14 protein-coding genes are annotated in these 12,742 nt (G+C 65.4%); 6 read left to right on the forward strand and 8 right to left on the reverse strand.

Annotation, left to right across the window (positions count from 1 at the left end):
* Positions 1-3 precede the first annotated feature (3 nt).
* Positions 4-468 carry a YybH family protein gene (locus tag LB518_RS00570; protein ID WP_224571855.1) on the forward strand — a complete coding sequence of 155 codons (465 nt, stop codon included), beginning with the start codon at positions 4-6 and terminating at the stop codon, positions 466-468.
* Here LB518_RS00570 and LB518_RS00575 read toward each other — a convergent pair.
* Positions 465-1,376, reverse strand: coding sequence for a LysR family transcriptional regulator (locus LB518_RS00575; RefSeq protein ID WP_224571857.1), 912 nt, complete (start codon positions 1,374-1,376; stop codon positions 465-467). The two genes, LB518_RS00570 and LB518_RS00575, sit on opposite strands and share 4 nt — an antisense overlap.
* Positions 1,377-1,471: 95 nt before the next feature.
* Between LB518_RS00575 and LB518_RS00580 the strand changes: the two genes are divergently transcribed.
* Positions 1,472-2,311: an SDR family oxidoreductase gene (locus LB518_RS00580; RefSeq protein WP_224571858.1), complete on the forward strand. Its 840-nt coding sequence runs from the start codon at positions 1,472-1,474 to the stop codon at positions 2,309-2,311.
* 27 nt (positions 2,312-2,338) lie between these two features.
* Here the strand turns inward: LB518_RS00580 and LB518_RS00585 are convergent, their stop codons facing one another.
* Both LB518_RS00585 and dxs read right to left on the reverse strand, forming a co-directional pair.
* Entirely contained in the window at positions 2,339-2,953 is a 615-nt protein-coding gene (locus LB518_RS00585; protein ID WP_224571860.1) for an SCO family protein, read from the reverse strand.
* 68 nt (positions 2,954-3,021) lie between these two features.
* Positions 3,022-4,944: a 1-deoxy-D-xylulose-5-phosphate synthase gene (gene dxs, locus LB518_RS00590; RefSeq protein ID WP_224571862.1), complete on the reverse strand. Its 1,923-nt coding sequence runs from the start codon at positions 4,942-4,944 to the stop codon at positions 3,022-3,024.
* Positions 4,945-5,289: 345 nt separating this feature from the next.
* Between dxs and LB518_RS00595 the strand changes: the two genes are divergently transcribed.
* Entirely contained in the window at positions 5,290-6,507 is a 1,218-nt protein-coding gene (locus LB518_RS00595; RefSeq protein WP_224571864.1) for an alpha/beta hydrolase family protein, read from the forward strand.
* Positions 6,508-6,580: 73 nt separating this feature from the next.
* Positions 6,581-6,871, forward strand: a complete 291-nt coding sequence (locus LB518_RS00600) for a Dabb family protein (RefSeq protein WP_224571866.1) — start codon at positions 6,581-6,583, stop codon at positions 6,869-6,871.
* 27 nt (positions 6,872-6,898) lie between these two features.
* On the opposite strand, the gene LB518_RS00605 is transcribed toward LB518_RS00600, so the two are convergent.
* Together LB518_RS00605 and LB518_RS00610 are read right to left on the reverse strand one after the other, a co-directional pair.
* Positions 6,899-7,822, reverse strand: a complete 924-nt coding sequence (locus tag LB518_RS00605; RefSeq protein ID WP_224571867.1) for a pirin family protein — start codon at positions 7,820-7,822, stop codon at positions 6,899-6,901.
* Positions 7,823-7,941: 119 nt separating this feature from the next.
* Entirely contained in the window at positions 7,942-8,193 is a 252-nt protein-coding gene (locus tag LB518_RS00610) for an exodeoxyribonuclease VII small subunit (RefSeq protein WP_224571869.1), read from the reverse strand.
* 133 nt (positions 8,194-8,326) lie between these two features.
* Between LB518_RS00610 and LB518_RS00615 the strand changes: the two genes are divergently transcribed.
* The gene (locus LB518_RS00615) at positions 8,327-8,962 is read left to right on the forward strand and encodes a MarC family protein (RefSeq protein ID WP_224571871.1); all 636 of its coding nucleotides are present in this window, start codon (positions 8,327-8,329) and stop codon (positions 8,960-8,962) included.
* Here the strand turns inward: LB518_RS00615 and LB518_RS00620 are convergent.
* The gene (locus LB518_RS00620; RefSeq protein ID WP_224571873.1) at positions 8,959-9,888 is read right to left on the reverse strand and encodes a histone deacetylase family protein; all 930 of its coding nucleotides are present in this window, start codon (positions 9,886-9,888) and stop codon (positions 8,959-8,961) included. The genes LB518_RS00615 and LB518_RS00620 overlap by 4 nt on opposite strands.
* A 230-nt stretch (positions 9,889-10,118) precedes the next feature.
* On the opposite strand from LB518_RS00620, the gene LB518_RS00625 reads away from it, so the two are divergent.
* Positions 10,119-11,090: an L-threonylcarbamoyladenylate synthase gene (locus tag LB518_RS00625; RefSeq protein ID WP_224571898.1), complete on the forward strand. Its 972-nt coding sequence runs from the start codon at positions 10,119-10,121 to the stop codon at positions 11,088-11,090.
* Between the two features lie 2 nt (positions 11,091-11,092).
* Here LB518_RS00625 and LB518_RS00630 read toward each other — a convergent pair whose 3' ends face one another.
* Together LB518_RS00630 and LB518_RS00635 are read right to left on the reverse strand one after the other, a co-directional pair.
* Positions 11,093-12,061 (reverse strand): DnaJ C-terminal domain-containing protein, encoded by a 969-nt coding sequence (locus LB518_RS00630; RefSeq protein WP_224571900.1) that lies wholly within the window; start codon positions 12,059-12,061, stop codon positions 11,093-11,095.
* Between the two features lie 125 nt (positions 12,062-12,186).
* A complete protein-coding gene (locus tag LB518_RS00635; protein WP_224571901.1) occupies positions 12,187-12,642 on the reverse strand; it encodes an RT0821/Lpp0805 family surface protein in 456 nt (151 codons plus the stop codon).
* Between the last annotated feature and the right edge of the window lie 100 nt (positions 12,643-12,742).

A 12,742-nucleotide genomic window follows, 5' to 3' on the forward strand; every position in this document is an offset into this window, starting at 1 on the left:
CCGATGCACGAATGGCGACAGGCATTGCGGGCCGTGACGCTGGCAGCAGGCGTCATGGCTGCCTGCTCCGGCCCGGCTCTGGCTGATTCCGCGGCTGCGATTCGTGCGCGCCTTCTGCGATGGGCGGATGACTTCAATGCCGGCCGCAAGGCCGAGATCTGCGATCTCTTTTCGAAGGATCTGATCTCGGACTATCGCGGGCAAGGCGAGGCGAACTACACAACCCGCTGCCGCCTGCTTGCGCGCGCCATCGATGATCCGGCGCGCGAGTTTCGATACGTGCCGGAAATCAAGGAAGTCATCGTCGAGGGTGATCTCGCTATGGTCAGACTGGATTGGACGCTGACCGTCACACCCGGTGATATCAAGGTGGTCGAGCCCGGAATGGATATCTTCCGCAAGGAGACCGACGGTCAGTGGCGGATCATCCGCTTCATGGCCTATGAGGAAGAAGGTCCGGCCCGTTAAGTCTCTTCGGGCCGCCGCTCCCGGGCGCTGCGCGCATGCGCGATGAAGGCCGCGAGCCCGGCCGAGGGCAGTCGCTGACGAGGATAATAAAGGCAAAGCCCCGGAAAGGCGGGCGTCCAGTCGCCGAGCACACGCTGAAGACGGCCGGATCTGAGGTCTTCCCGCGCCGAACGCTCAGTCACATAAGCGAGCCCGGCGCCATCCCGCGCCGCTTTCAGGCTGAGGTCATGGCTGCCAAGCGTCAGCCGGCCGGGCGGATCGACGATCACGGATTCGCCCTGACGCTCGAACTCCCAGCGATGGATCGCGCCGCTTGCCATGCGCGTTCGAATGCACTCATGCCTGAGGAGATCCGCCGGGACGACCGGCGGCGGACGGCTGGCGAAATAATCCGGCGTGCTGACGACGGCGAATGCCTCGTCTTCGCCTACGGGCACAGCAACCATGTCCTGTGGTACGGCCTCGGCGAGGCGAAGGCCGGCGTCAAAGCCGGTCGCGACGATATCGACCAGCCGGCCATCGCTGGCGATATCGACGCGCATGTCGGGATAGGCGGCAAGAAAGTCGAGCACCAGCGGCAGGACGCGTTGGGAGGCGCCTTCCGATCCATTGAGGCGAAGGAGCCCGGCCGGTGTGGCACGGAAGCGGTTGACCATCTCCACCGCCTCGGAAATCTCGCGCAGCGCCGGCCTGATGCGTTCCAGAAAGTCGGCACCTGCATCGGTGAGCCTGACGCTGCGAGTCGTTCGGTTGAAGAGGCGCACGCCGAGCCGGCGCTCGATGCTCGCGATGGCGTGGCTGAGCGACGAAGGCGGAATGCCGAGTTCGACCGCAGCCGCGCGGAAGTTGAGAGTGGCCGCCACCGTTGCGACCGCGTTGAGATCACCCAGGCTGAGATCTGCCGTCATTGTTCAATCCGCTGCATCCTGCCATGCAAGATTGAACGGATTATAACATCAATCGTCGTGGCTGATATTCCAGGCTCCAGACCAAGGAGCCTTCTATGCCCAAGACTGTCCTCATCACCGGCTGCTCGAGCGGCTTCGGCGAAGCCGCAGCGCATCATTTTGCCGATCGCGGCTGGAATGTCGTCGCCACGATGCGGAGACCCGAGACAGGAGGCGCGCTCGCCGCGCGCGACGGCGTCCTCGTCACGCGCCTCGACGTTGAAGACCCGTCCAGCATCGAGATCGCTATCGCCGAGGCGATCGAGCGGTTCGGGCGCATCGATGTTCTGGTCAACAATGCCGGCTTTGGCCTCTTCGGCGTTTTCGAGCAGACACCTCCCGCCAGGATCGCGCAGCAATTCGCGGTGAATCTCTTTGGCGTGATGGACGTCACGCGTGCGATTCTCCCGCATTTTCGCGCTCATCGATCGGGTGTCATCGTCAATGTCAGCTCGGGCGCCGGCGTCTTCGCGCTGCCGATGATCTCGCTTTACTCGGCTTCGAAATTCGCGCTCGAAGGCTTCTCGGAATCGCTGTCATACGAGCTCGCCTCCGTCGGCATCACCGTGAAGGTCGTGGAGCCTGGCGGCGTCACCAGCACCAAATTCGGCGAGCGGAGCGCCGTCGAGGCCGGGAGTGCCGAGCGGATCGCGGATTATGACCCCTTCATCGCCGGCGCGGAGGCAGTGTTCGCAGGTCTGCGCGCGGGGCGGGCCAATGCTACCAGTGCCGAAGTCGCGGAAGTGATCTTTGCAGCCGCGACCGACGGAACCGATCGGCTGCGCTATGTCGCGACCAAGGACATTGAACCGCTGGTGCGCGCCCGTCGCGAAACCTCGGAGGACGCCTATATGGCGTTCATGCGCGCGCGCGTCGCGCCGAAACTGCCGGCTTGACCGCAGGAAGCGTTACGACGCGCTCGTTCAGCCCGCCATCAACCGCTTCAGCTTGGCCATCACCGTTGTCTCGTCTTCCTGGTAGTCGACGGTGCCAACCATGTCGCCGTCGGCATTGAGCATGTAAACGGCGGCGGTGTGGTCCATGGCGTAGTCGTCGCCGTCGCCGACCTTCTTCGAATAGACGCGGAAGGCCTTGAGCATCGGATCGAGCTTGTCGCGCGGGCCGGTCAGCCCGGTGATGCGCGGGTCGAAGGCCTGGAGATAGTTGCCGAGCTGCTCCACGGTATCGCGCTCGGGATCGACGGTGACGAAGAACACCTTCAGCCGATCGCCGTCGGGACCGAGCGCCTTCAGCCAGTTGGAGGCCTGCAACAGGGTGGTCGGGCAGACATCGGGGCAGAAGGTGTAGCCAAAGAACATCAGCGAAGGATGGCCCTTGAGGGCCGCCTCGGTGACCGGCTCTCCCTTCTGGTCGATGAGACTGAACGGGCCGCCGATGCTGCTCGCCATCAGCCGGCCGCCGGTCTCGGCGCGCCAGGCATAGGCTGCGACACCGAGGATTGCCACGGCGACGACGAGCCAGAGGGCGATCCTGAAACGATGGATCGGGCGGCGGACAGCTTTGCGGGGGGCTCTCATGCCGAAGAGATAGCGGCTCGGCCACGCTCGCGCAAAATCACGTTATGCCGAGCGGCCACGCCGGTTGATCAGGCGCTGCGGATCACAGCCGCTTCGCTGTCGCGGCCGAGCGCCTCGAACACCGTCGCGACGATGCCGCGCGAATCGAGCCCGGCGCGCGAAATCATCGATTCCGGCTTGTCCTGCTCGACGAAGAGGTCCGGCATCACCAGCGAACGGATCTTGAGGCCGCGATCGAAGGCACCAGCTCCGGCCAGGAACGACAGCACCTGCGCGCTGAATCCACCGCCGGCCCCTTCCTCAATCGTGATCACGACTTCGTGATTGCGGACGAGGTCCAGCACCAGCGCGGTATCGAGCGGCTTGGCGAAGCGGGCATCGGCCACTGTGGTCGGCAGGCCGTAGGCGTCGAGCTCCTCGGCGGCCTTCAGCGCGTCGGCGAGCCGTGTGCCGAAGGAGAGGATGGCGACCTTGGAGCCTTCCTTGACGATCCGGCCGCGGCCGATCGGGAGCACCTCGCCGCGCGCCGGCAATTCAATGCCGACACCCTCGCCGCGTGGATAGCGGAAGGACGAGGGCGCATCGTCGATGGCGACCGCGGTCGCGATCATGTGGACGAGTTCGGCTTCGTCGGACGGCGCCATCACCACCATGCCGGGCAGGGCGGTCAGAAAGCCGGTGTCGAACGACCCGGCATGCGTCGGCCCGTCGGCGCCGACAAAGCCGGCGCGGTCGATCGCGAAGCGCACGGGCAGCTTCTGGATCGCAACGTCATGCACGATCTGGTCGTAGCCGCGCTGCAGGAAGGTCGAATAGATGGCGCAGAACGGCTTGAACCCTTCCGAGGCGAGGCCGGCCGCGAAGGTGACGGCATGTTGCTCGGCGATGCCGACATCGAAGGTGCGCGTGGGGAACGCCTGGCCGAACAGGTCCAGCCCGGTGCCGGAGGGCATCGCGGCGGTGATCGCCACCACTTTCTCGTCGCGCTCGGCCTCCTTGATCAGGCTCTCGGCGAAAACGCGGGTATAGCTCGGCGCATTCGGCGTCGCCTTGGCCTGCTTGCCAGTGATGACGTCGAAGCGGTTGACGCCGTGATACTTGTCGGCCGCCGCTTCGGCGGGGGCATAGCCCTTGCCCTTCTGCGTCACGACATGCAGCAGGATCGGTCCGTCCGGCGCATCGCGCAGATTGCGCAGCACGGGCAGAAGATGGTCGAGATTATGCCCGTCGATCGGCCCGACATAATAGAAGCCGAGTTCCTCGAACAGCGTGCCACCGGTCCAGAAACCGCGCGCATATTCCTCGGTGCGCTTCGCCTTGTCATGGAAGAAGCGGGGCAGGTGGCTCGCGAGCTGCTTCGCCACTTCGCGGATCGAGCGATAGGCCCGGCCGGAGACGAGGCGCGCGAGATAAGCCGACATCGCACCGACCGGCGGGGCGATCGACATGTCGTTGTCGTTGAGAATGACGATGAGCCGCGAGCGCAGCGCGCCGGCATTGTTCATCGCCTCATAGGCCATGCCCGCCGACATCGCGCCGTCGCCGATCACGCAGACGACGGCGTTGTCGCTGCCGGAAAGATCGCGGGCGACGGCCATGCCGAGCCCGGCGGAAATCGACGTTGACGAATGCGCGGCACCAAAGGGATCGAACGGGCTTTCGGCGCGGCGCGTGAAGCCGGAAAGGCCACCCGGCTGGCGCAGCGTACGGATGCGCTTCCGCCGGCCCGTCAGTATCTTGTGCGGATAGGCTTGGTGTCCGACGTCCCAGATGATGCGGTCGCGCGGCGTATCGAACACATAGTGAAGCGCAACCGTGAGCTCGACGACACCAAGTCCGGCGCCGAGATGGCCACCTGTGACCGAGACGGCATTGATCGTCTCCGCACGCAGTTCTTCGGCGAGCTGGGAGAGCGCGCTTTCCGGAAGCTGCCGCAGGTCCTGTGGATTGACGACGCTGTCGAGGAGGGGCGTATCGAGCTTGCCGGTCATTTCAAATTGGGCTTGTTGCTTTCGACAGGGTTACACGAGCCGCAGGCAGGAGGCAACGCAGCCACGGCTTTCCGGCACGCGCAATGTCTCTGTGATCACTTGGAAAAGTGGACGCCACCCCGGGCCCGCAGGGCGGAAAGCCGGGCCAACGGGTGGGGAAGCATCGCGATACTCGGTTTCCAGCTTGACCTCGGCAGCAGCGTGGATCGATGATCGCCGCGGGCTGCAGCGCGGCTGCAGATTTCGCCATTTTTACCAGACCAGCTCGTGCACTCTCGGCGCCCTCCGGCGCTGCCGACTGGCGCGACACAAGAGTGGGCTCGCCGCAGGCCCAGGGGGTCCTTGATGTTCCGTCCTTCCCGCCGTGTCGCAGTCCTGGCGGCTCTGGTCGCGCTGTTTGCGGCTCCGTCGATCAAGGCGCATGCCGAGGACGCCGTCCCGGTCTCGGCCGGCGTGACCTATGAGCCGATCGGTCATTGGGACGCAGCGAAGCTGAACGAAATTCTCACGATCGATGCGCCGAAGGTGTTCGGTGTTTCGGTCACCTACACGCCGGCGGTCAACGGCGTGCTGCTCTACCGCGTCACCTATCATTCGGTCGTTCCCGAGCGCGGCAACAAGCCGATCGTCGCGACCGGCCTGCTCGCCATTCCCGATACCGAGACCAAGAGCGTCCCGCTCGTCTCCTACCAGCATGGCACGGTCTACGGAAAAGAAGACGTCCCCTCCTATCCGGACAATTCGTCGGAGACCCAGCTGATGCTGGCCCAGTTCGCCGGACAGGGTTATGCGCTCATTGGCGCCGATTATTTCGGGATGGGTGCCTCGAAGGAGCCGGAAGGCTACGGCGTCAAGGGCAGCCACCAGCAGGCTACCTTCGACATGCTGATGGCGTCGCGCGCCGTCCTGGGCAGCATGGGCATCTCGACGTCGAAGCTCTTTCTCGGCGGCTGGTCGCAGGGCGGCTATGTGACGATGGCGTTCCTCGAGAAGCTTGAGAAATCCGGCGTCGAAGTCACGGCTGCGTCGACGGCCAGCGGTCCGGCCGATCTTTATTCGTTCCTGAGCGGCTTCCTCGATTTTCCCCGCGAGAACGACGCCTCCTGGATTTCAATCCTCTATGTGCTGTCGAGCTTCTCATTCGAGCATTATTATGGGATGCCCGGCCTCGCGCGTTCGTTCATCAGCGAGGACTATTACGAAGCGGCGCGCAAGATCTACGAGCGCGAATCGAGCGATATCAGCGCGCTGCCAACCGATCTCAAGAAGCTCATCCGGCCGGAATATTTCAATCCGAGCTTCTTTGCGGAAAGTGCATATGGCCGCATTGCTGCCGCCTCGGACGCCTTTCGCTGGATCATCAAGACGCCGGTGCGGAGCTATTATGGCGAGTCCGACGAGGTGGTCTCGGTCGGCCTCGCCAAGCTCGCCATGAATTACCAGCAGGGTATCGGCGGCGGCAACATCGCCGTCGAGGCGATATCGACAGGCAAGACGGATCATCGGGGAACGTTTGCCACGGCTGTCGCGCAGTGGAAGATCTGGTTCGACAGTTTGAAGTGACTTGGCCTTTCGTCGGCTCCCGGTGAGGCTGTGCCGGCCTTTCTGAAACTCTCAACATCTCAGGACCCCGTCCATGATCCGTCACACGGTCGCTTTCCGTCTCCACCACGCAAAGGGTTCGCCTGCCGAGGCCGCCTTTCTCGCCGACGCACGTGTGCTTGAGCATATTCCCGGCGTCACCGCCTTCGAGCAGCTTCGGCAGGTGAGTCCCAAGAACGGGTTCGATTTCGGTTTCTCGATGGAATTCGCCGATCAGGCTGCCTATGACGGCTACAACACCCATCCCGACCACGTCGCGTTCGTGCGCGACCGCTGGATCCCGGAGGTGGCCGAGTTCCTCGAACTCGACTATGCGCCGCTGTGAGCGGCAGCGCTCACGCGCCGGAGATGTCTACTCCGGCAGCGGAATGAACTCGCTTTCATCGCCGAAGACCTTGTCGAAGCGGCCGGAGTTCCAGTCGGCCTTCGCCTGATCGATCCGCTCCTTCGATGATGATACGAAGTTCCACCAGATATGACGCGGGCCATCCATCGGCGCGCCGCCGACGAGCAGCAGCCTGGCCGGCGTGCGGGCGCGGACGGTGATCGGATCGCCCGGTCGCAGCACGAGCAGGCGACCGGCCTCGAACACATCGCCGGCGATCTCGATCTCGCCCTCGAACAGATAGAGCGCTCGCTCGACATGCGCCGGGTCGATGGGAACGCTGCTGCCCGGCTGGAGCAGCAATTCGGCATAGATGGTGTCGCTGAACGTCTCGACAGGCGAGGCCTCGCCCCAGGCTTCGCCGATGATGAGGCGGACTTTCGCGCCGCCGGCCTCGATTTCGGGCAGGCTCGCACCATCGTGGTGATGGAACGCCGGCGCTGTCTCCTCATGCGTCTTCGGCAGCGCGACCCAGGTCTGCAGGCCCGAGATGCGGCGATCATTGGCCTTTTGGCGGAACGCGTCGCTGGAGCGCTCGCTATGGGCGATGCCGCGTCCGGCCGTCATCCAGTTGACGTCGCCCGGCCGCACAGCGGCCTCGACGCCGGTCGAATCGCGGTGGATGATCTCGCCGTCGAAGAGATAGGTGACCGTGGCAAGACCGATATGGGGATGCGGCCGCACATCGAGGCCTTCGCCGGAGGGAAATTCGCCTGGGCCCATCTGGTCGAGGAAAACGAAGGGGCCGACCATGCGCCGCTTGGCGGTCGGCAGCGCCCGGCGCACGAGAAACCCGCCGATATCCGCGGTGCGAGGCACCACGACCAGTTCGACCGCGTCACTTGACGCCGCATCACCGAAAATCGGGTCCTTGTCCGAAGCTCCGCTCATGACATGTCCTCTCCCGCCTCTGGCCCGTCGTCCCAACATGGCGACGATGCCGCACGACCGGAAGGACCGCCAGCGACGACGCACCGTTCAGGATTGCGTCGCGCAACGATGGAGGCGGATCAGCCTTCGACGTCGAGAGGCTCCGTGCCGATCGCCTGGCCGGACGCACCGGTCCTGATCTTCTCGACCTTGGCCTCGGCCTGAGCCAGAAGCGCCTCGCAATGTTTCTTCAGGGCCTCGCCGCGCTCATAGATGCGGATCGATTCTTCGAGCGGGACATCGCCGCGTTCGAGATGGCCCACGATCGTTTCAAGCTCGGCGAGCGCCTTCTCGAAGGAGAGGCTGGCGATCGGCGTGGCCGTCTCGGTCATGGTTCGTTCTCCCTGTGCATCGCCATGTTTTCCGACATCGGGCTGCCTGACGCAAGCGCGGTGCAGGTGGATGCCCGGCGCATCCACGGGCTATGCTGGCTTCTGCGGTGGAATCGGAAGGGGATCGTGACGAATGGACTGGACCGTCGGCTTGAAGTTCTTTGCGGCCCTGTTCGCGATCATGAATCCGCTGACCACGCTGCCCGTCTTCCTTGCCATGACAGGGGGCCAGGACACCGCCAGCAACCGACGCACGGCGCTCACGATGATCGCGACGGTGACGATCGGAAGCGTGATCTGCGCCTTGGTCGGCCGCCTGCTGCTCAACGTCTTCGGCATCGATATCCCGCATTTCCGACTGGCGGGCGGATTGATCGTCCTCTTGATCGCCCTGTCGATGTTGAATGGTGAGGACCATCCCTCCCATGCCGGGACGCCCGAGGAACAGGCCAAGTTTCCCGTTGCCTCCAGTATCGGCATCTACCCGCTGGGCATTCCGATCGCCTTCGGTCCCGGGACGATGGCGACCGTCATCGTCTTTGCGCAAACCTCCGCCGAGGCGGGTGCCATGGGCGTGTATGCGATCACGCTCGCCGCCTATCTCGTCTTCTTCGGCATCGCCACGCTGGCCGCACCCTTCATCAGCCACTGGATGTCGCCAATGACATTGTCGCTGACGCGCCGGCTGATGGGGCTGGTCCTGGCTGCCATCGCCATGGAGATGATCGTCGGTTCGCTCGGAAAGCTCTTTCCGGCCTGGCTTGGCTAGCTGTTCGCCATCAGACGCGTGACATGGGCGCTGACCGAGCCGGCCAGTCCCTTGAGATCGTAGCCGCCTTCGAGAATGCTGACGATGCGCCCGCCGCAATCCCGGTCTGCCCGCGCCATCAGCGCGTCGGTCGCCCAGGCGAAGTCCTCTTCATTGAGTTCGAGCCCGCCGAGTGGATCGCGCCAATGGGCGTCGAAGCCGGCGGATATGATGATGAGGTCGCCGCGGAAATCGTCGAGCGCCGGCAGGAGGCGCGTCTCGAACGCCTCGCGGAAGAGGGCTCCAGCGGCACCGGGTGGCAGCGGCGCATTGACGATGTTGCCGGCGCCGGTTTCGGATGCGGCGCCCGTGCCGGGATAGAGCGGGATCTGGTGCGTCGAAGCATAGAGGACCGAGGGATCGTCCCAGAAGATGGCCTGCGTGCCGTTGCCATGGTGCACGTCCCAATCGATGATCGCGACGCGCCCGGCGCCGTGCACGCTCTGGGCATGACGCGCGGCGATCGCCGCCTGGTTGAAGAAGCAGAAGCCCATCGCCCGTTCCGGTTCGGCGTGATGGCCGGGCGGCCGCATGGCGCAAAAGGCATTGGCGACACGGCCTTGCATCACCGCGTCAACTGCCTGGCAGGCGCCGCCAACGGCGGTCAGGGCGGCTTCCAGTGTCTTCGGCGACATCACCGTATCGGCGTCGAGCCGGCCAAGCCCTTCGCGGGGGCTCGCATCGCGCAGCATGTCGAGATGGGAGGCTGGATGGCAAAGCATTACCATCGTTTCGTCGGCCATCTCGGCGCGCTCGCGGACAAGCGTATCGAAGCCTGGCTCGGCCAGCGCCGCCTCGACGGCAACGATCCGTTCGGGACGTTCGGGATGCCCGAAGGGAACGATATGCCGGGCAAAGATCGGGCTGCCGATCAGAAGCGTCGCCATGGGTTTCCGCCTCGCATGGATGGGAATCGCCTCGCATGGGCACAAATGATGCGTCGCCGCGTGCCGGGCGATCTCGTTCATATCAGGAGCTACAACGCGCAGCGAGCCCCGTCCGATCCCTTGGCGGCCGAAGCCCGGAAGCGTCGGCTGCGGCCGGCGGGACTTGACGGCGCCGCGGCGCTGGTTTCTTGAAGCGCCATGCCAGTGCATGGAAAAAGCGAGGCGCCGCGATGATCAGGTCTGCCTTCGACCAGGCCGCGATCCGCGATGCTGTCATGGTCCTTTCGGCCGGCGGCCTCGTGGCGATGCCGACCGAGACGGTCTATGGCCTTGCCGCCGACGCGCGCAATGGCGAGGCGGTCGCGCGCATCTATGCCGCCAAGGGGCGGCCCCGCTTCAATCCTCTCATCGCCCATGTCGCCGATTTCGGCGCGGCCGAACAGCTTGCCGTGTTCGATCCGCTGTCGCGGCGCCTTGCCGAGGCGTTCTGGCCAGGGCCGCTGACGCTGGTTGTGCCAAAACGCAGCGATGCCGGGCTCTCGGACCTTGCCACTGCCGGATTGGATACGGTCGCAATCCGCGTGCCGGCGCATCCGGCCGCGCTCGCGCTCCTTGCCGCCTTTGGCGGTCCGCTCGCCGCACCGAGCGCCAACCGGTCAGGCCATGTCAGCCCGACCACCGCCGCCCATGTCGAGACGGACCTCGGCGAGGTCGTGCCGATCATCCTCGATGCGGGGCCGAGCGCCGTCGGCGTCGAATCGACCATTTTGCGCGTCGTGAACGGCACCATCCATCTGCTGCGCGCCGGCGGGCTTTCCCGCGAACGCATCGAGGGTTTGACGGGTACGTCGCTTGTCACGGCGGGTCTCGAAGATCCCGAGGCGCCGGTCGCCCCGGGGCAACTGGCCTCGCACTACGCGCCGGCGGCCGCCGTCAGGCTCGACGTGGCCGAGGTTAGGCCCGGCGAGGCGCTGATCGATTTCGGTCCGCATCCGCTGAAGGGCGCCGCTCAGGCGGCAGCTATCGTCAATCTCAGCCCGCGCGGTGATCTCGTCGAAGCGGCGGCTGGGCTCTTCGCCGCGCTGCGGACGCTCGATGGCGTGGCGGTATCGATCGCCGTGGCGCCAATACCCCATGAGGGGCTCGGCGAGGCGATTCGCGATCGTCTCGCCCGCGCCGCTGCGCCGCGCCCGAAGGGATAGCGTCAGGCGTCGTATTCCGGTCCGCGTGCGCTGTAGCGATGGCTGTCGCGCCAGCGCTGCATCAGCGCCTCGAACTCGGGATCGATCGTCTCCGGCAGCGTGATGCGCAGCGCGACCAGAAGGTCGCCATGACCGCCGGCCGTGGTCGGCAATCCCTTGCCTTTGAGGCGCATGACGCGGCCGCCATTCGAATGGGCCGGAACGGTCATCGTCACCGAACCGCCGAGCGTTGGTACGCGCACCTTGGCGCCGAGAACCGCCTCATCCAGAGTCACCGGCAGATCGATGCGAAGATTGTCGCCCTCCACCTTGAACAGGGGATGCGGAATGAACTCGACGGTGATCATGGCGTCGCCGGCGGGGCCACCATCCGGGCTCGCCCAGCCCTGTCCGCGCAGGCGGATCTGCTTGCCGGATCGCGTTCCGGGCGGGATCGCAACCTCGAGCGTCCGGCCGGTCGGCAGTTCTGCGCGAACCTTGTCGCCGCGAACGATCTGCTCGAGCGTGACGGCTACAGCGGCATTGACGTCCTCGCCCGGCGTGCGTGTCTGCTGCGGCCTTGGACCGGCGCCGCGCCGCGCGCCGAAGCCGGCCCGGCTGGAAAAGCCGGACAGGATGTCGGAGAGGATGTCGTCGTCGCTCGCGCCGCCCTCACTCGACCAACGGAAGCTCTGCGCTCCGGGACCGGGGCGCGCGCCACGGCTGGAAAACCCCTGGAAATCGTCGAAGCCGCCGCCCTGGAAGCGCGGCTTGCCTTCGGCGTCGATCTCGCCGCGATCGAACTTCTCGCGTTTTTCCTTGTCGCCGACGATCTCATAGGCGGAATTGAGTTCGGCGAATCGATCCTGCGCCTTCGGATCATCCTTGTTGCGATCGGGATGTGACGATTTGGCCAGGCGCCGGAACGCCTTCTTGATTTCGGCTTCGCTCGCCGTCTTCTCGACGCCGAGCACCTGATATGGATCACGCATGAAAACCCCCTCGGCGGGCAGAATTCGGTCCCGGTCCGCAGACCCGGGATCGTCAGGTCATATAAGGAGACCTAGGAATTGATTCCAGTCGCAAGCGTTGCGGCTGAGCGACTTTCAGCGACGGTTCAGAGCAGGGCCTGATCGTCCGCCGACATGTCGAAGAGCTGCCACGACCCGTCGATCGACCGGCACGCATGACCATGATAGCGCCTCACGCCGCGTACGTCGCTGACCGTCAGTGCGATCGGCCGGCAGGAAAGCCCGCCCGTCCGGATGCGTGCATCGGCAAGGGCCGCGATCGTGCCCTCGTTCCCGGTGTCGGGATTTGTCCAGTCGAGCGGGTCGCCGTTGGGGGCTTCGGCCAGCCGGTCGGCGGCGAGCGTCCGGATCGTCTCCCAGTCCGATTGCGCGAGCGACCCGACGACAGTCGGTGCCGGCGGCTGCACCGGTTGCGGCTCTGGGGTGGCCGCTGGCGTGATCGAGCCGGTGGTCATGCTGTCGACGCCGCCATGACCGAACGGCGACAGGCCGCAGCCAGCGAGGCCGCAGGCGATGACGAGAATCGCCGCGCCACGTCTCATGCGCTGCCCTCGCGGCGCGCAGAGCGTTGCCGATGGCTGGCAAAGGGGCTGGCGCCCGCTATATCTTTGGTCGGTTGCGGCATGCACGCCCCTGGAGCAT

Origin of the sequence: Mesorhizobium sp. BR1-1-16, assembly GCF_020165495.1 — a bacterium.
Taxonomy (GTDB): domain Bacteria; phylum Pseudomonadota; class Alphaproteobacteria; order Rhizobiales; family Kaistiaceae; genus Kaistia.

What these genes read in the sequence shown, in the direction of transcription:
- LB518_RS00570 (WP_224571855.1), top strand. Translation starts at nt 4, where the DNA reads ATGCACGAATGGCGACAGGCATTGCGGGCCGTGACGCTGGCAGCAGGC.
- LB518_RS00575 (WP_224571857.1), bottom strand. Translation starts at nt 1,376, where the DNA reads ATGACGGCAGATCTCAGCCTGGGTGATCTCAACGCGGTCGCAACGGTG.
- LB518_RS00580 (WP_224571858.1), top strand. Translation starts at nt 1,472, where the DNA reads ATGCCCAAGACTGTCCTCATCACCGGCTGCTCGAGCGGCTTCGGCGAA.
- LB518_RS00585 (WP_224571860.1), bottom strand. Translation starts at nt 2,953, where the DNA reads ATGAGAGCCCCCCGCAAAGCTGTCCGCCGCCCGATCCATCGTTTCAGG.
- dxs (WP_224571862.1), bottom strand. Translation starts at nt 4,944, where the DNA reads ATGACCGGCAAGCTCGATACGCCCCTCCTCGACAGCGTCGTCAATCCA.
- LB518_RS00595 (WP_224571864.1), top strand. Translation starts at nt 5,290, where the DNA reads ATGTTCCGTCCTTCCCGCCGTGTCGCAGTCCTGGCGGCTCTGGTCGCG.
- LB518_RS00600 (WP_224571866.1), top strand. Translation starts at nt 6,581, where the DNA reads ATGATCCGTCACACGGTCGCTTTCCGTCTCCACCACGCAAAGGGTTCG.
- LB518_RS00605 (WP_224571867.1), bottom strand. Translation starts at nt 7,822, where the DNA reads ATGAGCGGAGCTTCGGACAAGGACCCGATTTTCGGTGATGCGGCGTCA.
- LB518_RS00610 (WP_224571869.1), bottom strand. Translation starts at nt 8,193, where the DNA reads ATGACCGAGACGGCCACGCCGATCGCCAGCCTCTCCTTCGAGAAGGCG.
- LB518_RS00615 (WP_224571871.1), top strand. Translation starts at nt 8,327, where the DNA reads ATGGACTGGACCGTCGGCTTGAAGTTCTTTGCGGCCCTGTTCGCGATC.
- LB518_RS00620 (WP_224571873.1), bottom strand. Translation starts at nt 9,888, where the DNA reads ATGGCGACGCTTCTGATCGGCAGCCCGATCTTTGCCCGGCATATCGTT.
- LB518_RS00625 (WP_224571898.1), top strand. Translation starts at nt 10,119, where the DNA reads ATGATCAGGTCTGCCTTCGACCAGGCCGCGATCCGCGATGCTGTCATG.
- LB518_RS00630 (WP_224571900.1), bottom strand. Translation starts at nt 12,061, where the DNA reads ATGCGTGATCCATATCAGGTGCTCGGCGTCGAGAAGACGGCGAGCGAA.
- LB518_RS00635 (WP_224571901.1), bottom strand. Translation starts at nt 12,642, where the DNA reads ATGAGACGTGGCGCGGCGATTCTCGTCATCGCCTGCGGCCTCGCTGGC.